The sequence below is a fragment of the Caproicibacter sp. genome, assembly GCF_046707225.1.
Lineage (GTDB): Bacteria > Bacillota > Clostridia > Oscillospirales > Acutalibacteraceae > Caproicibacter.
This window is the reverse complement of sequence record NZ_JBJKOP010000056.1, coordinates 14806-31421: the sequence shown is the minus strand read 5'-3', so window position 1 is coordinate 31421 and position 16616 is coordinate 14806. Positions and strand designations below refer to the sequence as shown.

Annotated in this window: 19 protein-coding genes; 9 read left to right on the top strand and 10 right to left on the bottom strand. The window is 55.9% G+C overall.

Going from position 1 to position 16616, the window contains the following annotated elements:
- Both ACLQ3M_RS15145 and hcp read right to left on the bottom strand, forming a co-directional pair.
- Positions 1 to 1224, bottom strand: coding sequence for an anaerobic nitric oxide reductase flavorubredoxin (locus ACLQ3M_RS15145; protein WP_411678538.1), 1224 nt, complete (start codon positions 1222 to 1224; stop codon positions 1 to 3).
- A gap of 110 nt (positions 1225 to 1334) precedes the next feature.
- Positions 1335 to 2900 carry a hydroxylamine reductase gene (gene hcp, locus ACLQ3M_RS15140; protein ID WP_411678537.1) on the bottom strand — a complete coding sequence of 522 codons (1566 nt, stop codon included), beginning with the start codon at positions 2898 to 2900 and terminating at the stop codon, positions 1335 to 1337.
- 215 nt (positions 2901 to 3115) lie between these two features.
- Here hcp and ACLQ3M_RS15135 point away from each other — a divergent pair, with 215 nt between their 5' ends.
- The 7 genes from ACLQ3M_RS15135 to ACLQ3M_RS15105 are packed head-to-tail and all read left to right on the top strand — an operon-like array spanning position 3116 to position 9385.
- Entirely contained in the window at positions 3116 to 4099 is a 984-nt protein-coding gene (locus ACLQ3M_RS15135; protein ID WP_411678536.1) for an NTP transferase domain-containing protein, read from the top strand.
- A 25-nt stretch (positions 4100 to 4124) separates the two neighbouring features.
- Positions 4125 to 5144: an XdhC family protein gene (locus ACLQ3M_RS15130; protein ID WP_411678535.1), complete on the top strand. Its 1020-nt coding sequence runs from the start codon at positions 4125 to 4127 to the stop codon at positions 5142 to 5144.
- Positions 5141 to 5722 carry a nucleoside-triphosphatase gene (locus ACLQ3M_RS15125; protein WP_411678534.1) on the top strand — a complete coding sequence of 194 codons (582 nt, stop codon included), beginning with the start codon at positions 5141 to 5143 and terminating at the stop codon, positions 5720 to 5722. The genes ACLQ3M_RS15130 and ACLQ3M_RS15125 overlap by 4 nt, the downstream gene beginning before the upstream one ends.
- 4 nt (positions 5723 to 5726) lie before the next feature.
- Positions 5727 to 6740 (top strand): FecCD family ABC transporter permease, encoded by a 1014-nt coding sequence (locus ACLQ3M_RS15120; protein ID WP_411678533.1) that lies wholly within the window; start codon positions 5727 to 5729, stop codon positions 6738 to 6740.
- A complete protein-coding gene (locus tag ACLQ3M_RS15115; protein WP_411678532.1) occupies positions 6737 to 7537 on the top strand; it encodes an ABC transporter ATP-binding protein in 801 nt (266 codons plus the stop codon). Before ACLQ3M_RS15120 ends, ACLQ3M_RS15115 begins: the two co-directional genes overlap by 4 nt.
- Positions 7521 to 8270 carry a Rossmann-like domain-containing protein gene (locus ACLQ3M_RS15110; protein WP_411678531.1) on the top strand — a complete coding sequence of 250 codons (750 nt, stop codon included), beginning with the start codon at positions 7521 to 7523 and terminating at the stop codon, positions 8268 to 8270. Before ACLQ3M_RS15115 ends, ACLQ3M_RS15110 begins: the two co-directional genes overlap by 17 nt.
- Positions 8267 to 9385 carry an ABC transporter substrate-binding protein gene (locus ACLQ3M_RS15105; RefSeq protein WP_411678530.1) on the top strand — a complete coding sequence of 373 codons (1119 nt, stop codon included), beginning with the start codon at positions 8267 to 8269 and terminating at the stop codon, positions 9383 to 9385. The genes ACLQ3M_RS15110 and ACLQ3M_RS15105 overlap by 4 nt, the downstream gene beginning before the upstream one ends.
- Before the next feature lie 271 nt (positions 9386 to 9656).
- On the opposite strand, the gene ACLQ3M_RS15100 is transcribed toward ACLQ3M_RS15105, so the two are convergent.
- The 5 genes from ACLQ3M_RS15100 to ACLQ3M_RS15080 form a co-directional block, all read right to left on the bottom strand.
- Complete coding sequence (locus ACLQ3M_RS15100) at positions 9657 to 10154, bottom strand: phosphatase PAP2 family protein (protein WP_411678529.1); 498 nt, start codon at positions 10152 to 10154, stop codon at positions 9657 to 9659.
- A 396-nt stretch (positions 10155 to 10550) separates the two neighbouring features.
- Positions 10551 to 10853 carry a LiaF transmembrane domain-containing protein gene (locus tag ACLQ3M_RS15095; protein WP_411678528.1) on the bottom strand — a complete coding sequence of 101 codons (303 nt, stop codon included), beginning with the start codon at positions 10851 to 10853 and terminating at the stop codon, positions 10551 to 10553.
- On the bottom strand, positions 10846 to 11370 hold the full coding sequence (locus ACLQ3M_RS15090) for a hypothetical protein (RefSeq protein ID WP_411678527.1): 525 nt from the start codon (positions 11368 to 11370) through the stop codon (positions 10846 to 10848). Before ACLQ3M_RS15090 ends, ACLQ3M_RS15095 begins: the two co-directional genes overlap by 8 nt.
- Positions 11351 to 11803 (bottom strand): anti-sigma factor family protein, encoded by a 453-nt coding sequence (locus ACLQ3M_RS15085; protein WP_411678526.1) that lies wholly within the window; start codon positions 11801 to 11803, stop codon positions 11351 to 11353. Before ACLQ3M_RS15085 ends, ACLQ3M_RS15090 begins: the two co-directional genes overlap by 20 nt.
- Positions 11800 to 12315, bottom strand: a complete 516-nt coding sequence (locus tag ACLQ3M_RS15080; RefSeq protein ID WP_411678525.1) for an RNA polymerase sigma factor — start codon at positions 12313 to 12315, stop codon at positions 11800 to 11802. The genes ACLQ3M_RS15085 and ACLQ3M_RS15080 overlap by 4 nt, the downstream gene beginning before the upstream one ends.
- A 656-nt stretch (positions 12316 to 12971) precedes the next feature.
- On the opposite strand from ACLQ3M_RS15080, the gene ACLQ3M_RS15075 reads away from it, so the two are divergent.
- Together ACLQ3M_RS15075 and ACLQ3M_RS15070 are read left to right on the top strand one after the other, a co-directional pair.
- Complete coding sequence (locus ACLQ3M_RS15075) at positions 12972 to 13682, top strand: hypothetical protein (RefSeq protein WP_411678524.1); 711 nt, start codon at positions 12972 to 12974, stop codon at positions 13680 to 13682.
- 17 nt (positions 13683 to 13699) lie between these two features.
- Entirely contained in the window at positions 13700 to 13987 is a 288-nt protein-coding gene (locus ACLQ3M_RS15070) for a hypothetical protein (RefSeq protein ID WP_411678523.1), read from the top strand.
- Positions 13988 to 14059: 72 nt separating this feature from the next.
- Here the strand turns inward: ACLQ3M_RS15070 and ACLQ3M_RS15065 are convergent, their stop codons facing one another.
- From ACLQ3M_RS15065 to deoC, 3 genes are all read right to left on the bottom strand, one after another.
- Complete coding sequence (locus tag ACLQ3M_RS15065) at positions 14060 to 15388, bottom strand: pyrimidine-nucleoside phosphorylase (RefSeq protein WP_411678557.1); 1329 nt, start codon at positions 15386 to 15388, stop codon at positions 14060 to 14062.
- Positions 15389 to 15390: 2 nt separating this feature from the next.
- A complete protein-coding gene (locus ACLQ3M_RS15060) occupies positions 15391 to 15822 on the bottom strand; it encodes a cytidine deaminase (protein ID WP_411678522.1) in 432 nt (143 codons plus the stop codon).
- 124 nt (positions 15823 to 15946) lie between these two features.
- Positions 15947 to 16612, bottom strand: a complete 666-nt coding sequence (deoC, locus tag ACLQ3M_RS15055; RefSeq protein ID WP_411678521.1) for a deoxyribose-phosphate aldolase — start codon at positions 16610 to 16612, stop codon at positions 15947 to 15949.
- Between the last annotated feature and the right edge of the window lie 4 nt (positions 16613 to 16616).

Sequence of the window (16616 nt, the reverse complement as noted above, 5' to 3'; positions counted from 1 at the left end):
CTATTGCGGTCTGTCTTCCGAATCCTGCGCCTGTTTTTTCAGCAGGGCGGCAAACTGTCTGCCGTATTCCTCACACGCCGAACGCTCGGCACGGTCTGGCACCCAAAGGCTGCGGCGGCCGTCGTTCAGAATTTGAAAACCGCAGGCGGCAAGCTCCCCTGTCATCTGCTTCACCGCTTCTCCGCTCCAGCCGTAACTGCCGAAAGCCGCGGCACTTTTTGCCTGAAATTTCAGGCCTTTCATCATTTCCAGAATCCCGCCGATGGAATACAGGTATCCGTTGTTGATGGTGGGGGAACCGAGAAGAACTGCCTTAGAACGGAAAACTTCGGTGATCACGTCATTTTTATCTTTTTTGGAGGAATTCATCAGCTTTACGGTAACCGTCGGGTCTTCTTTCCGGATGCCTTGGGCGATGGCTTCGGCCATTCTCCGGGTCGAATTCCACATGGTGTCGTAAACAAGGGTGATCTGGTTCTCCCGGTACCGGCCGGCCCATTCCAGATATTTGCCGACTATCTGAACGGGGTTGTCCTTCCAGATGACGCCGTGGCTGGGACAGATCATTGAAACGGGAAGTTTCAGCGTAAGAACTTCGTTGATCTTCCTGGTTACAAACCGGCTGAACGGCGTGAGGATGTTCGCGTAGTATTTCAGCGCTTCCGCCCAAAGCTCCGCCTGATCCACCGTATCGTTGTAGAGCGATTCCGTCGCAAAGTGTTCGCCGAACGCGTCGTTGCTGAACAGGGCGTTTTCGCCTGTCAGATAGGTAAACATGGAGTCCGGCCAGTGAAGCATGGGGGCTTCCACAAAGAGGAGCGTGCTTTCCCCAAGCTCCAGTTTATCGCCGGTTTTGACCACTTTAAAATTCCAGTCGCGGTGGTAGTGTGCTTTCAGGATTTTCGCTCCGTTGGCCGTGCAGTAGATCGGCGTTTCCGGGATTTCGCGCATCAGTTCCGGCAGGGCGCCGCTGTGGTCGATTTCGCTGTGGTTCGCAATGATGTAATCAATGCGGTTCAGATCGGTTTCCTTTTTCAGCTCGGCGACGAATTCTCTGCCGAACGGCTGCCATACCGTGTCGATCAGCGCCGTCTTCTGGTCCCGGATAAGATAGGAGTTGTAAGAAGACCCCCGGTGTGTCGAGTATTCATTGCCGTGGAATTTTGTCAGTTCCCAGTCGATTTTGCCAACCCACGTGATTTTCTCCGACAGCTGTTTCCCCATGAATGCCGCCTCCGTGTTTTTGTTTTAGCTTTCCTCGCGGGAACGGGTTTTAGTCATTCAAATTGGCAGAAGATAGAAATACCCCCGCGGATGCGGGGGTATGGCGGGGATCATCGGTTCAGAATTTTTTTCAGGTCTTCTTCCGGCGTGCTGATCGGGGAAATGCCGAACTGTTCCACCAGAACATTCAGGACATTCTTGGAAAGGAACGCGGGCAGCGTCGGCCCGATGTAGATGTTCTTGATTCCGAGGGACAAAAGCGAAAGCAGGACGCAGACCGCCTTTTGCTCGTACCACGACAGAACAATGGAGAGCGGCAGGTCGTTTACGCCGCACCCGAACGCTTCCGCCAGAGCGGACGCGACGCGCACCGCGCTGTAAGCGTCGTTGCACTGCCCCATATCCATGATACGCGGCAGACCGCCGATAGAGCCGAGGTCCAGGTCGTTGAAACGGTATTTCCCGCAGGCCAGGGTCAGAATCATGCTGTCCTTCGGGGCCTGCTTGACAAATTCCGTGTAGTAGTTGCGCCCCGGCTTTGCGCCGTCGCAGCCGCCGACCAGAAAGAAACGGCTGATTGCGCCGGACTTTACTGCTTCCACAACTTTATCCGCCGCGCCGAGCACGGCGCCGTGGGCAAAGCCGGTCGTCACCTGCGTACCTCCGTTGATGCCGGTCATAACGCGATCTTCCGCGTAACCGCCAAGCTCCAGAGCCTTTTCAATCACCGGGGTAAAATCCTTTTCCTCACCGATGTGGACCATATCGGGGTAGGCCACGACTTCGGTCGTGAAAACGCGGTCGCGGTAACTGTCCTTTACGGGCATCAGGCAGTTCGTGGTAAACAGGACCGGCGCGGGAATGTCTTTGAATTCCTTCTGCTGGTTCTGCCAGGCGGTACCGAAATTGCCTTTGAGCTGCGGGTATTCCTTCAGCTTGGGGTAGGCGTGCGCGGGCAGCATTTCTCCGTGCGTGTACACGTTGATTCCCCTGCCCTTGGTTTGTTCCAGCAACAACTGAAGGTCGAGCAGATCATGGCCGGAAATGACGATGAACGGGCCTTTTTCAATCGTCAGCGGCACGGTGACGGGCACGGGGGAGCCGTAGGTTTCCGTGTTGGCCCGGTCAAGCAGTTCCATGCACTTCAGGTTTACTTTGCCGGTTTCCATGACAACCGGCAGAAGCTCATCCATGCCGAATGTTCCGCCGACCACGGCAAGGCCCTTGTAGAAAAAGTCGTTTACTTCCCCGTCCGTGTAGCCGAGCACCAGGGCGTGGTACGCGTAAGCGGCCATGCCGCGCAGACCGAACAGAATCAGTGATTTGAGCGAACGGATGTCTTCGTCGTCCCGCCACAGGCGGTTCATGTCATATTCTCCGGCGACCGCCTCGGCAAGCCTGCTCCGCTCCGCGCGGACCGCGCCGATCCGGCGACGGATGTCTTTGTTGTCGAAATTGACGTTTGTAATGGTGGTGAAGAGTCCCTCGATGATCACGCGGTCCGCCGACGCGCCGTGATCACGCCCGTAAAAGTCCCTGGCGAGCCCGATCAGGGCGCCGGTCAGCTCATCCTGCAAAAGAGCGGTGTCCTCTTGCTTGCCGCAGACGCCCTGCGCGCCGGTGCAGCCGCTGCATCCCGCCGTCTGCTCGCATTGAAAACAAAACATATTTCCCATTTTTTCTATCTCCTTCATATTTTTTAAAATATTTCGTTTTGATGTTCTCTTCTATGCCTGTATTATAAAACGGATTCCAATGAATTTCCGTTGGAATTCCAACGAATGGAGAGGAAATTATGGGGGGCTTGTGACATATTTTGCTTGCGAAAATAATACTCATTTGCTAAAGTCTGTTTAAAACAGTGCAGGTACAAGGATGTGAAACGGCTCGGATGAAACAAAATCAGCCTTTGGCCGGGGGCGGCAGACCCGTTCGGCGAGAAGGAAAAAAGACGGGAGCGGTGGTTACGGCCGCGGGGATGTCTTCCCGCATGAGTGAATTCAAGCCTCTTCTGAAAATCGGATCCATCAGCATCGTGAGGCGAATCATTTCCACTTTGCAGCAGGCCGGCGCGGATCCGGTTGTCCTGGTGACGGGAAACCAGGCCGACGCGCTGGAACGGCATGTCGCGCATATGGGCGTTGTCTGTCTTCGCAACGAAAACTACCGAAAGAGCCAAATGTTTGACTCCGCGAAGATCGGATTGTCCTATCTGCAGAATCAATGCGGGAAGATCCTGTTTACCCCGGTCGACGTGCCGCTTTTCACCTGCCGGACCGTCCGCGATCTGCTGCGGACCGACGCTGCGGTCGCGTCGCCGGTCTGCAACGGCGTTGAGGGGCATCCGCTGCTGATTGCCTCGGAAGCGGTGCCGAAGCTGCTTTCCTACCGGGGAGAACGGGGGCTGGCGGGCGCGGTGGAACACAGCGGGCTTGAAAAGAAGCTTGTGGAAGTCGGGGACGAGGGCGTGCTGTTCGACATGGATACCCGGGAAGATTATGAGCGTTTGCTGCAGCGGCACAACAGGCAGATGTTTCGTCCCCAACTGCGGCTCTGCCTGGCACGGGAAGACGTGTTTTTCGGGCCGGGAACCGCGCTGCTGCTTCGGCTGATCCAAACGACCGGCTCGGTGCGGAGCGCCTGTGCCCAGATGGACCTGTCCTACAGCAAAGCGTGGAAGATGATCCGGGCGATGGAGGAGCAGCTTCGCTGCCCGGTTGTCGAACGGCATCAGGGAGGAGAGGGCGGCGGGAAAGCTCGGCTGACCGGGCAGGGCGAGCAGCTGCTCGCGCTCTATGATTCCTTTGAAGAGGAAAGCAAGGCGGAGGTTCAGAAAATTTTTCATCGGCATTTTCCCGACGGCTTCGGCGGCTGACGAAATCAGAAAAAGAGGGAGTCGGATGGAACGGCTGTTTCACGGGATTCGACAGCGGCTTTTGCAAAACAAAGACATCGTTCTTGTCACGGTGATCGCAAGCTCCGGCTCCACGCCGCGAGGTGCCGGGGCCCGCATGGCGGTCGGCGAGGAGGGAAGATTCTGCGGAACGATCGGGGGAGGCGCGGTGGAGTACAGCGCGGAACAGATCGCGCGTGGGGCGTTAAAGAAAAAGGAGTCGATGATTCACAGCTTCTGCCTTTCCCCGAATCAGGTCGCGGATCTTGGGATGATCTGCGGGGGCAGCGTCACGGTTCATTTTCGGTATATTTCCCATACGGACCGCGATTTTCTCTCTCTGACGGAGGCTGTTCTTTCGATGTTCAGCCGAAGGGAAACCAGCTGGCTTTTAACGGACCTGACCGAGGGTACCGGAGCGATGGGCGTTTACGGGGTGAAGTCCGGCCTTTTCGGGATCGGAGGCCGGACGGCGGAGGAGGTGGGGCAAATTCTTACGGCGCGGACGCAGAAAATACGGATGGATGGAAGAGAATACTACGCGGAAGAACTGGTCCGTTCCGGTCGGGTTTACATTTTCGGCGGAGGCCATGTGGCGCAGGCGCTGGTGCCCGTGCTGTCGCATGTGGGCTTTCGCTGTGTGGTGGCGGACGACCGTCCGGAGTTTTCGACGCGCGAGCTGTTTCCCGACGCGGAAGAGGTGCTGCTGGTCGACTTCCGGAATCTTCAGAAAGATATTTCGCTGACGGAGGACGATGCGGTCTGCGTCATGACGCGGGGGCACGCGTCCGATACCGACGTGCAGCTCCAGGTGCTGAAAACACCTGTGCGATATGTGGGCGTCATGGGCAGCAGCCGCAAAATTGAGGCGGTTTCAAAAATTCTTCGGGAGCACGGAATTCCGGAAGAACGCGTTGGAGAAATCCACACGCCGATCGGTCTTGAGATCAAAGCGGAGACGCCCGCGGAAATCGCGGTGAGCATCGCCGCCGAACTGATTCTGGAACGCGCCCGGAGCCCGGCGTGAGCCGGCATCTGCTGCTGGAGGGTGCGAGCGGGGTCGGGAAAACTACGCTGATTCTCCATACGCTCGGCAGTTTTCGCCGCAGGGCGGGGGGCTTTGTCACTCAGCGAATGGCGGACGAATCTGGTTTTACAAAGGGCTTTTGTCTGACCCCGGCCGGCAGGGCGGAGTCCGCCGTCATCCCGTACCGGCCGGAGCAGCCCGGCGTTTTTCTTCTTCGCGGAGTCGACGGGGCGAACGCATTTGCAAAGGCGGGATTCAGGCTGCTGGAACAGCCGGAGCGTTTCCCTTTTCTGCTGCTTGACGAAATCGGGGGAATTGAACTTTTGAATCCCGCTGCCTTTTTTCATCTGGGCGAATTGTTTTTTAAAACAACTCCCATTCTCAGCGTTTTAAAAAGTGTGGAAAATTGTGAGCGGATGATTGAAAACGGCGGCGCGCCCGGCGAGATGCTCCAAGAGAACCTGCTGTTTCGAAAAATGCTTGCAGAAAATCCGGAAGTTGAGCTGCTTTCTATGAACCGGGAAAATCGGGATTTGGTCAAAGAGAAGATTGTCGAATTGATCGGGAAAGTCAGGTGATCAAATGGTTTCCGCCGCGCGGTATCGCATCCGGGTGATCTTTCTGGGCGTGTTGCTCTGCGTCTGTCTGGTCGGCTCCCTGGGCCTGGGACGTTATGCGGTCGACCCCGCCGAGGTCTTAAAAATACTTCTGTCCAAAGTAACGGCCTTAAAACCGGACTGGCAGGGACAGGCGCAGACCGTGGTGCTCCAAATCCGGCTGCCGCGCGTTGTCATGGGGGCGCTCATCGGCGCGGGGCTGGCCTGCGCGGGCTGCGCCTACCAGGCGATTTTTCAGAACCCGATGGCGTCGCCGGACGTGCTCGGCGCTTCCAACGGAGCCTGCTTTGGGGCCGCACTGGGGCTTTACTGCGGCGCGGGTTATACCGGCACGTCGCTGCTTTCTTTTTTTTGCGGCATGGCCGCGGTCGGAGTGGTCCTGCTGATTTCCGTAAGAATCAGAGGGAACGCGACGCTCGGTCTGATTCTTTCGGGCATTATGGTCGGTTCGCTGGGGTCGGCCGGAGTTTCCTACATCAAGCTGGCCGCCGACCCGAACAATACGCTCCCCGCCATTACGTACTGGCTGATGGGGTCACTCGCCTCCATTCGGAATCAGGACGCGGCGTTCGCGGTGCCCCTGATTCTCGCGGGAATTCTGCCGATTTATCTCTGGCGGTGGAAAATCGGCGTTCTGACGGCTGGGGACGAGGAGGCCGCCGCCATGGGGGTGAATGTCGCCCGAATGCGCGCCGCTGTGGTTGCCTGCGCGACGCTGATTACCGCGGCCTGCGTGTCCGTCAGCGGCATGATCGGCTGGGTGGGGCTGGTCATCCCGCATTTCGCGCGCATCCTGGTCGGCGGCGATTTCCGCCGTTCGCTGCCCGCGTCCATGCTGGTCGGGGGCAGCTTTCTGCTGATGGTAGACAACTTTTCCAGACTGCTTTCAACAAGCGAAATTCCAATCGGAATTCTGACCGCGATGATCGGCGTGCCGCTTTTTTTATATCTGATTCTAAGGGAGGGGAACAGGCTGTGAGCCTTTGCGTGGAACGCCTTGAATTTTCCTATCGAAACAAAAAAATATTGGAGGACGTCTCATTTCGGGCGGAAAACGGGAATCTCCTCTGCCTGCTCGGCTGCAACGGGGCGGGCAAAAGCACGCTGTTTCGCTGCATTCTCGGACTTCTGCCCTTTGACGCGGGAAGCGTCCGGCTGGACGGCGAAGACGTCCTTTCTCTCTCGTATCGGGAAAGAGCAAAGAAAATCGCTTATATCCCGCAAAGTCAGCCTTCAGTCTTCAATTATTCCGTAATGGACCTTGTCCTGATGGGGACCACACCCCAGCTCGGCGGATTTTCCTGCCCCGGACAGATGCAGACAAAGCGGGCGGAAGAAGCGCTGGGGCTTCTGGGAATTGAAGAACTGGCCGGGCGCAGCTACGCGCGCCTGTCCGGCGGAGAGCGTCAGCTGGTACTGATTGCCAGAGCAGTGGCCCAACGGGCGAAAATGCTGCTGATGGACGAACCCTGCTCCGGGCTGGATTACGGAAATCAGGTTCGCGTTATGGAACGGATCAAAGAGCTGTCGGGGCAGGGATACCTGATTCTGATGTCCACGCACAGTCCGGGACAGGTCTATCTGTACGCCGACCGGGTGCTTGTGCTGATGAACGGAAAAATCAGGTGCGGCGGTCCTCCGGACGAGGTCCTTGACGCCGAAATGCTGAAAACGGTTTACGGAATACCCGTTTCCCTTGAACGGGTCAACGGCGTCCCCGTTTGCATTCCGGAGAATCGACGGACGGGAGGGAACGAGCATGTGGGAACTGTATGACGCGCTGATCGGCGGGGTTGATTCCGTCGAGCCGCTTGACGAGGTTGTCATGGGAGATGCCTGGACAATGGTGACGTCCGGCGGGCGCTGCGGAGTCGCCATGAGCATACCGGCTCAAAGCAGGCCGCGTCTTTTTCGCGGGGACTATCAGGGCCTGCCGCTGAGGGAGGCGGCGGGCCTTGTCAAGTCGTGGAATCTGGCGGAGGGCGGGGTCGGAATGGCGGCGATCAATGCTTTTTACAACACGAAAGAACGGCTGGACCGGTACGGGGCGCGCCAGCCGGAACATGAATTCTGTACGGCGGGAATCGAACTTGCGGGGAAACGGGTGGGATTCATCGGGCATTTTCGAATGCAGGGCGATCCGCTTGCGGAAGCAGAAGACACCGTGATTCTGGAGAAAAGGCCGCAGCCCGGGGATTATCCGGACAGCGCCTGTGAGTATCTGCTGGACGGCTGCGGGGTCGTTGTCATCACGGGGAGCGCCCTGACCAACAAGACCATGCCGCGCCTTTTGCAGCTTTGCCGGAAATCCGTTGTGGTTCTGGCGGGACCGAGCGTTCCAATGACTCCCCGGCTTTTTGATTTCGGGGTTTTCCGCCTTGCGGGCCTGATTGTTACGAACCCTGTGAAAATGAAGGAATTCGTGCTTTCCGGGCGGCACGGTCCGCCTTATCAATACGGAGAATGGTTTCGTCTGGATCATCAATCTGAAAAGGAGATGATAAATTGAAAAAGGAACTGATCGGTTTTTTCAGCGTGGTTACGGTGCTCTGTCTGGTGTTTGCCGGCTGTGCCTCCGGTTCCGCGGCGCAAGCAGCGTCTCAGCCGGCAACGGCTTCGTCCTCTGCCGCCGGGCCGTCCTCAAAAGACGCGGGGCAGAAGACCCGTGTGTTTACGGACAGCGCCGGGCGGAGTGTGACGGTTCCGTCGGTCATCCGGTCGGCCGCTCCCTCCGGGCCTCTGGCACAGATCGTGCTGTACACGGTCGCCCCCGATAAACTGGCGGGGCTTGCGAGCAATTTTTCCGCCGACGCGAAGAAATACATCGATCAAAAGTATTGGAGCCTACCAAAGTTCGGGCAGTTTTACGGGAAAAACGCCAGCCTGAATCTGGAGGCGCTGACGGCGGCCGCCCCGGACGTGATTATCGATGTGGGCGAGGCAAAAAAAACGATCCGCGAGGATATGGACGGCCTGCAGAAGCAGCTGAACATCCCGACCGTATTTATTGAAGCCACGCTGGACGACATGGACCGGGCCTACACGATGCTGGGCGACCTGCTGGGCGAATCCGACCGCGCCGCCAAGCTGGCGCAAACCTGCGGGCAAACGATCAAAAACGCTGACGAGATCGCTTCCGGCATTCCGCAGAATCAGAGAATCCGCGTTTACATGGCGACGGGGGACGCCGGCCTGAATACCAACGCGGCTGGTTCCATCCACGCCGATGTCCTGGAGCGCGTCGGAGCCGTCAATGTGGCGAACGTACAGGCGGTCAGTTCCGGCGGCGGCAGCGAAATATCCTTTGAGCAGCTTCTCAGCTGGAATCCGGATGTGATTCTGGCCGACAGTGAAAAGCTGTATCAGAGGATCACTTCCGACTCCGCGTGGGCATCGCTGAAAGCGGTAAAGGATGGAAAAGTTTATCGAATTCCGAGCACGCCGTACAGCTTTCTTGGAAATCCGCCTTCCGTGAACCGGGTTGTCGGCATCGACTGGCTGGGGAATCTGCTGTATCCGGACAAATATCAGATGGATCTCAAGAAAAAGATTTGCGATTTTTACAGTCAGTTTTATTCGATTTCTCTGACCGACGAACAATTTGCCTCCATCATGCAGCCGTAACCAACAATACAAACCTGACCGGGCGCTACGGCCTACTTGGCTCCCGCTCCAGCATGCAGGATGCCGTTGATCTTCCGTCCAGGGCTTACGGCGGCAGTACGCCGGAAAGTTATCTGAACGTTCTGAAAAGCGAAAGTGCGGCAGGAAGTTTGATTGATGGCCTGGGCTGAAAGGATACGGATACAAGCAAAGCCGGCGCCCTCATTCGGCGCCGGCTTTGCAGCTCGTAAGATCGTGTTTCAACAATTCGGGTCCATCCTGTTGATTGTTTTTACAGACCGTACGCGGATGAAACCAGAATTGCACAGAGCACGCCGAGCAGGGAGCCGGCCAGCGTGTCGGAGGGATAATGAACGTTTAGAAAAATGCGCGAGAAGGCAATCAGACAGGCAAGAATGATCGCGGCCGCGCAAAGCGGACTGTTCACTAGGAAAAAAACGGTGGCCGCCGCAAAAGAAGAGGAGGAGTGCCCGGAGGGGAACGAGTAGCCGCCCGGGGCTTTGATCAGCAGGGAGGAATCATGCTCGGCGGCGAAAGGCCTGGGCCGCCCGACCAACAATTTCAGCAGCTGGCCTGTCAGGTGAGAGAGCGCGAGCGAAAAGATCAGAATGTAGACAAATCTTCTGCTTTTTCCCTCTAATATCCAAACCGCGGCGTAAATCAGCCAGACCGCCCCGGCGTTGCCGATTCTGGAAATCTGGGGGAAAATGAAATCGGTGATCCGGTTGTGGCAGTGAAGCTGAACGTATTCAATTACTTTTGTGTCCATTCTCGTCCTCCGTCAACGCATTCATCCTGTCGGGCTCTCAAGCGGCGGTGCCAAGGAGATTGACATCGCCTGCAGGCAAGCGGTAATATAAAGACATCAGATCTGAGCTTCTGTAATCAATTATTAAAACAGGGAGGCTGCTTTGAATAAAAGTCTTTGGATTCATTTGAGTATTTGCTTGGTATTTGCCGTTATCTGGATCATAGGTGCAGGCTTGAACAGCATCAATGAAACCTTATTTGAATTGATTGGCTTGATATTATCGGTTTCATATTCAGCGCATCACGTCGCGGCAGGGAGAAAAAAGCGGCAATCTTCGTAAAAGCCCTGTTTGCAGATTTTGCAGGCGGGGCTTTTTCAGTTGAGCTCCGACGAAGCGCCGTGGCCCAATGGAAGTTACGGCCAGCGCAGATAATTGCAGTTTTCCGCCGCGAGCTGTGCCGCCGCCATAAAAACGGTAAAGAAAGCCAGAATCATGATAATGAAGACGGAGCCTGCGTCATACCGCATCTTTTCTTCCCGGTTCATGGCGTAGGCCAGCAGGGTTTCGATGCCGAGAAACACGAGAATCAGGGGCCAGAGCGAAGTGATCAGGCGGATTGTCACGGCGGGGACCGCCAGCCTGAGCAGGAACAGAACCCCGAAGAAGACCATTGAGACGCCGGCGGTCAGGGTGCCGACTCTTCTGTTTTTAATCACGGTGATCCAGATCCTCCTTTTTTCCCTTGATCAGCCGGATGCCGATCAGGATAATCACAACGCCCAGAAACACCTGCGGGAATACGGAAAGCAGTGCCTGAAAATATCTTGCCGCCAGCGGCAGAAGCCCGAACCGGAACTGCGAAAGCAGTTTTAAACCGATCAGATAAATCCCGAAAAAGATGAGCGCGATCCCGGCGTAGAGTCCCCCCTTGCCGGAGAACTTTCCGTTCAGCTCCGAAAGTCCGTTCAAATGGAAAAGGTACCGGTCTTGCGCCGCGCCGAATTCCTGATCATCCGCCCAGGCAAGGTTGATGCAGTCAAAAAAGGAGTAGAACCACAGCACGGGAAGAAGATAGAGCAGCGGCCCGATGCCGAGCCAGGAGGACAGGAAGATAGTCAGGAAAAACATAGACATCAGGGAAAGCCCCCGCTTCATAAAACCCAGAAACATATGCCCCGCGCCGGGCAGAATAGCGAATAGTACGGTCAATCCCTTACTTCTTTTTTTCGGCATGTTGAAAGACCTCCCAGTGAAGAATTTGTTGTGAAAAACCGTTCAGGCGTGAGCTGATTTGTTCCACAGCGCTGAATCCCGGCGCCGTAATATCCAGATAGGAATTCTGCGCTCCGGCAAGCGTTCTGAGCGTGCCGGAGAAAACGAGGAACAGCGCCGCGCAGGCCGCCAGGGCGACCCGGGCGGAGTACAGGAACAGTTCCGCGCCCGTTTCCCTTTGGGGAAGGCGGCGGCGGACCTCTTCCGCAAAGCCGGCAGGCGGGACCGAGGGCTTACCGGAATCGAACGCTTCCGCAAGGCGTTCGGCGCAGATTTCGCAGGAGCCAAGATGCTCCGCGACTCGGAGCATTTCTTCCGGCCCCAGTTTTCCTTCGGAAAAATCCAGAAGAATCTGTTCTTCCGCGTGACCGTCGGGCAAAAAAAGTCCGTTCATTGTTGTTCCTCCTCCCACAGGGCTTTCAGCAGTTTTTTCGCGCGGTACAGCCGCGTTTCCAAGGTCCTTATGTTTTGGCCGGTTTCCCGTGCCAGTTCAGAAAGCTTCTTCTCATCGCAAAAATAGCTTTCCGCCACACTCCGGTACGGCTCCTTCAGTCGGCCGCACAGTCCGCGGATATGTTCCTTCGACATCCGGTCTTCCGCCTGTTCCTCCGGCAGGCCGCCCGGGTCGCGGAGCAGGGCGGCGTCCTCTTCGGGAAGCGGCAGGCTTTTTCTGGCCGGGCTTTTCAGAAAGTCCCTGCATTTATTCACGGCGATGGCGGCCAGCCATGCTTTGGGATTCTCTCCGTCGAATCGATTCCAGTTCCGGTACGCGGATAAAAAGGTTTCCTGCGCCAGATCTTCGGCGTCGAAATAATTTTTGGTCATGGTCAGGCAGATGGTGAAAATAAGAGACTGATACCGTACTAGGGTGCATTCAAATTGTCGCACATTAATACGCATCACCATCCTTTTTTGTCTGCCATCATTATAAACGAGTCTTCGGCAGAAAACACTTCAATCAGCAGAATCTTTTTGAGTTTTTATCCGAAAAAAAAGCCGAACGCAAATACGTCCGGCCCTGTCCTTAAAGCCTGTTGATTTTACAGCAAAAAGGAAAAATCAGGGATTTTTTCTTGACTTCACGGCAAAAAGGGGTATAATTTACCTGTAAGGCACAAAAAGTGCAGTGCAGGGGAAGGTGTAACCAGCACCGACCCCCTGCATACGGAGAACAGACCTCCATACGCAACTGAATCCTCAGCACACTGCGTCCACTATTATAACTCTGTTTTGTCCTTTTGTACAGGGGGAAAAATCGGGGGATTGCGCGTGCATTCGGCAACGTTGTATATGGATGAAAAATCCGTGTACGGCGTTTTTTTGTGCCCTGCGGGCCGCCCGAACGGGGCCGGATGCACCACCATCCTCTCCGTTCCCGCGGTCCTTATTATTCTTAGCATTCAAGTTTCAAGGGAGAATTTTGATACAAATAGTTATATTGCAATATAAAAATACATAATTGATTCGACTTTACTTTTTCCTAAGTCTGTTGATAGGAATTATTTGACAAGAATGGCTGCTAATTTTATAATAAGTAAAAATAATCGGGAAGGAGGGAGAAGATGAAAAAATATTTTTCACATGATTTATCCATGAGCGTCTTTCTCCTTGTGATGGTTGGGTTTGCCGTCTATCTTTCCGTTACCTGCGCGAATATGAAAAGCTGGGGTAAAATTGATTATTCGGCCGGTGAAGCGGAGTATGGGAGCAATCGCCCGTACAAGGTTCAGGAATGTACGCGGGAAGATTATGCTGCAATGAAAGACGCGTATCGCGGCGGAAGCTACGGAGCGGATACACAGCGGATCCATTTATGGATTGACGGGAAAAATCTCCCGCAGACACAGGACCTGTCCGAATCGGATGCAGAGTCAAATGATTCATGGAACAGCAAATACTATTTTGTTGAGGAAAAAATTCTGCTGGACTACAAGTTCGCGCTTGATTTTCAGGCTTATGTCCATGCGCTTGCGGGCAAAGACGGCAGGGTACAAAAGATTGTGGAAATTGCGGCGCCCTATCTTTCCATGGGCGGAAACGCCTCCGGCAGCCGTTTTACCGGCGCCGGAGGGCTGATGAACGGAAAGGACGGGGCGGAAATGGATTTTAACGGTGTTATGAGCTTTGAAGCGGATAATACAGTACCTGTGTTCGGCGAAAATTACAGCCAGATCGCCGCCGGTACCGATGCGGGGACGAAGTATCAGTACTTGGTGAGAAACGAGCGTTTTCGCTGGAGCTGGAGCGATTTGAGTCCGTCCGGTCAGGCTTAGAAAGAGGGGGAACAAAATTGCTTGGAAAACTTTCCAATAGAACGCTTTCAACCAGAATCATGGTTTGGCTGTGCGCGGGACTGATTTTCTTTTTGCTTGGTGCCGCGGTCAATGCGAATTGGAGCGGCATGGTTCAGGGGAATCAGGATTTTGCACGGCTGATCGCGTACGCTCGCGCTCTTTATTACAGAATACGGGTGGTCGTTTGGGCCATCATCAGCTTTTTCCTTATCTGGCATGGCTGCGACGTTCTTTACCGGCTGCTGTCGGTTTGCCAGAGCTTTCAGGAAGAACAGCAGAGATGAACTTTTCCGTTGCTCCAAAGAAAACCGCCGCAAGTTAAACTTTGCGGCGGCTTTTTGATCTGCGAAAGCGGATTAACCCTTGGGGACGGAATACTCCACTCCGTCTTTTGTCACGCGGGCGTGCACCAGCGGAATTTGCGCGGGCGGCTCCGCGCCGATCTGCACGGCGGCCCGGAACAGTTTTTCGGCCTCGTCGCATTTTTCCTGCGAAGAGGTGAAAAATGTCGCGAGCGATTCGCCGGCGGCTACCCGGTCGCCGACCTTTTTATGCAGCACGATTCCGGCGCTGAAATCGATGGGGTCCTCTTTCTTTTCCCGCCCCGCGCCGAGCTCGACGGAAGCGATGCCGCATTCCTCCGTGTTCATCGCGTGGAGAAACCCGTCCTTCCGCGCGGGAATTTCGTGCCGGACAGCCGCCTGTGTAAACTTTGAATTGTCGTCCAGTACGGAAACGTCCCCGCCCTGCGCCGCGACCATTTCGCGCAGCTTTTGAAACGCCCCGCCGTTTTCGATTTGCCCCTTCGCAAGGGCGCGGCATTCCTCGACGCTGCCGTGCCCGGCCAGATACAGCATGTTCGCCGCGAGCTCGATGCAGATGGCGGTCAGGTCCTTCGGGCCGCGTCCCCTCAGTGTCTCGCAGACCTCGCAGATTTCCAGACTGTTGCCGATCGCGTTGCCGAGCGGGCGGTCCATATCCGTTATCAGCGCGACGGTTCGGCGGCCGACGTGCTCGCCGATGGAAACCATCGCTTCCGCGAGGCGCACGGAGTCGTCAACTGTTTTCATGAATGCGCCGCTGCCGGTTTTTACGTCCAGCAGGATGCAGTCGGAGCCCGCCGCGATTTTTTTGCTCATGATGCTCGACGCAATCAGCGGAATGCTCTCGATAGTCGCGGTCACATCCCGCAGCGCGTACAGCTTTTTGTCTGCCGGAACCAGATTCCCGGACTGCCCGATGACGCTGACGCCGACTTTTCGCACGATATCGAAGAAGGTCTCGCGGTCCAGGGCGGTTTTCATGCCGGGGATGGACTCCATTTTGTCCACCGTGCCGCCGGTGTGCCCCAGGCCGCGTCCGCTCATTTTTGCGACGCGGACCCCGAGCGAAGCCACAATCGGAGCGATGATCAGGGTCGTTTTGTCGCCGACCCCGCCCGTGCTGTGCTTATCAACCTTGACCCCGTCGATGGAGGAGAGGTCGACCATTTCGCCGGATCGCGCCATGCTCATGGTCAGGTTCGCCGTTTCCCGCTCCGTCATGCCCTGAAAATAAATCGCCATCATCAGCGCGGAGGCCTGATAGTCCGGAATATCACCCCCGACGTACCCGTCGATGAAAAATTGAATTTCCTCCTGCGACAGCTCTCCGCCGCTGCGTTTTTTCGAGATAATATCGTACATTCTCACAGGGATTTTCCTCCTTCTTCCAGATTCCTGCCGCTGAATCCAAGCGGAAGCAGCTCGTGCAGGGAAAGCGTTTTTCTTTCTTCCGGCGATTTTGCGAGGATCACTTTAAATTCGTCCGGGTCGCAGAATTCCATCATGACCTGACGGCAGACGCCGCAGGGCGGGCAGAAATCGGTAATGTCCTGTCCCGCTTTTCCGCCGACAATCGCAATGGCTGCGAATTCGCGCTCGCCCTCGCTCACCGCTTTGAAAAACGCGGTCCGTTCCGCGCAGTTGGAGGGGGTGTAAGCGGCGTTTTCGATATTGCACCCCTGATAGACCCTTCCGCTTTTCGTAAGAAGCGCCGCGCCGACCTGAAAGCCGGAATACGGCGTATAAGCCATTTTACGCGCTTCGATTGCTGCCGCGGCCAGTTCTTTTTCGTCCATAAAAACTCCTCCCCCACGGAGCGAAAGCGCCCCGTGCCAAAAAAATCCGGGCGGCGGGAAGACCCGCCGGCCCGGTTAAAACCGCAGATCATGTCCTGTGAGCGGTTTGCGGTTTTTTATACGGTCAATAACCGTGAGCTTCCTCATTCTTGATCAGCTTGATGATGCGGCTGGTTCCCAGGCGGGAAGCGCCCAGGGAAAGAAAACGCTCCGCGTCATCCAGCGTTTTGATGCCGCCGGCCGCCTTAATCCTGATGTTCGGGCCGACGTGCCCGCGAAACAGGGCGACGTCCTCAAACGTCGCGCCGGCCGTGGAAAATCCTGTGGAAGTCTTGATGAAATCCGCGCCGGACTCGGTCACGATTTCACACATACGGATTTTTTCCTCCCGGGTCAGCAGGCAGGTCTCGACGATCACCTTGAGGATCCGCTCGCCGCAGACCGCCTTGAGCTTCCGGATTTCATCGAGCTCTTGGTCATACAATCCGTCTTTGATCCAGCCGATATTGATGACCATATCGATTTCATCCGCGCCGTTTTGGATGGCGTCCTTTGCTTCCAGTGCTTTTACTGCGGAGGTAGAGTACCCGTTCGGGAATCCGATGACCGTGCAGACGGCCATTTTGTCCCCAAGGTATTCTTTTGCGCGTTTGACGTAAGACGCGGGGATGCAGACGGAGGCGGTCCGATATTTGACGGCGTCGTCACAGATGACCCGGATTTCGTCCCACGTCGCGGTCTGGGTCAGCAGGGTATGGTCCACTGCGCTCAGCATTTTCTGAAGATCCATTGTT

Coding starts and splice junctions, on each gene's coding strand:
- ACLQ3M_RS15145 (WP_411678538.1), bottom strand. CDS start 1,224: ATGGGGAAACAGCTGTCGGAGAAAATCACGTGGGTTGGCAAAATCGAC.
- hcp (WP_411678537.1), bottom strand. CDS start 2,900: ATGGGAAATATGTTTTGTTTTCAATGCGAGCAGACGGCGGGATGCAGC.
- ACLQ3M_RS15135 (WP_411678536.1), top strand. CDS start 3,116: ATGAAACAAAATCAGCCTTTGGCCGGGGGCGGCAGACCCGTTCGGCGA.
- ACLQ3M_RS15130 (WP_411678535.1), top strand. CDS start 4,125: ATGGAACGGCTGTTTCACGGGATTCGACAGCGGCTTTTGCAAAACAAA.
- ACLQ3M_RS15120 (WP_411678533.1), top strand. CDS start 5,727: ATGGTTTCCGCCGCGCGGTATCGCATCCGGGTGATCTTTCTGGGCGTG.
- ACLQ3M_RS15110 (WP_411678531.1), top strand. CDS start 7,521: ATGTGGGAACTGTATGACGCGCTGATCGGCGGGGTTGATTCCGTCGAG.
- ACLQ3M_RS15100 (WP_411678529.1), bottom strand. CDS start 10,154: ATGGACACAAAAGTAATTGAATACGTTCAGCTTCACTGCCACAACCGG.
- ACLQ3M_RS15090 (WP_411678527.1), bottom strand. CDS start 11,370: ATGCCGAAAAAAAGAAGTAAGGGATTGACCGTACTATTCGCTATTCTG.
- ACLQ3M_RS15085 (WP_411678526.1), bottom strand. CDS start 11,803: ATGAACGGACTTTTTTTGCCCGACGGTCACGCGGAAGAACAGATTCTT.
- ACLQ3M_RS15080 (WP_411678525.1), bottom strand. CDS start 12,315: ATGGTGATGCGTATTAATGTGCGACAATTTGAATGCACCCTAGTACGG.
- ACLQ3M_RS15075 (WP_411678524.1), top strand. CDS start 12,972: ATGAAAAAATATTTTTCACATGATTTATCCATGAGCGTCTTTCTCCTT.
- ACLQ3M_RS15065 (WP_411678557.1), bottom strand. CDS start 15,388: ATGTACGATATTATCTCGAAAAAACGCAGCGGCGGAGAGCTGTCGCAG.
- ACLQ3M_RS15060 (WP_411678522.1), bottom strand. CDS start 15,822: ATGGACGAAAAAGAACTGGCCGCGGCAGCAATCGAAGCGCGTAAAATG.
- deoC (WP_411678521.1), bottom strand. CDS start 16,612: ATGGATCTTCAGAAAATGCTGAGCGCAGTGGACCATACCCTGCTGACC.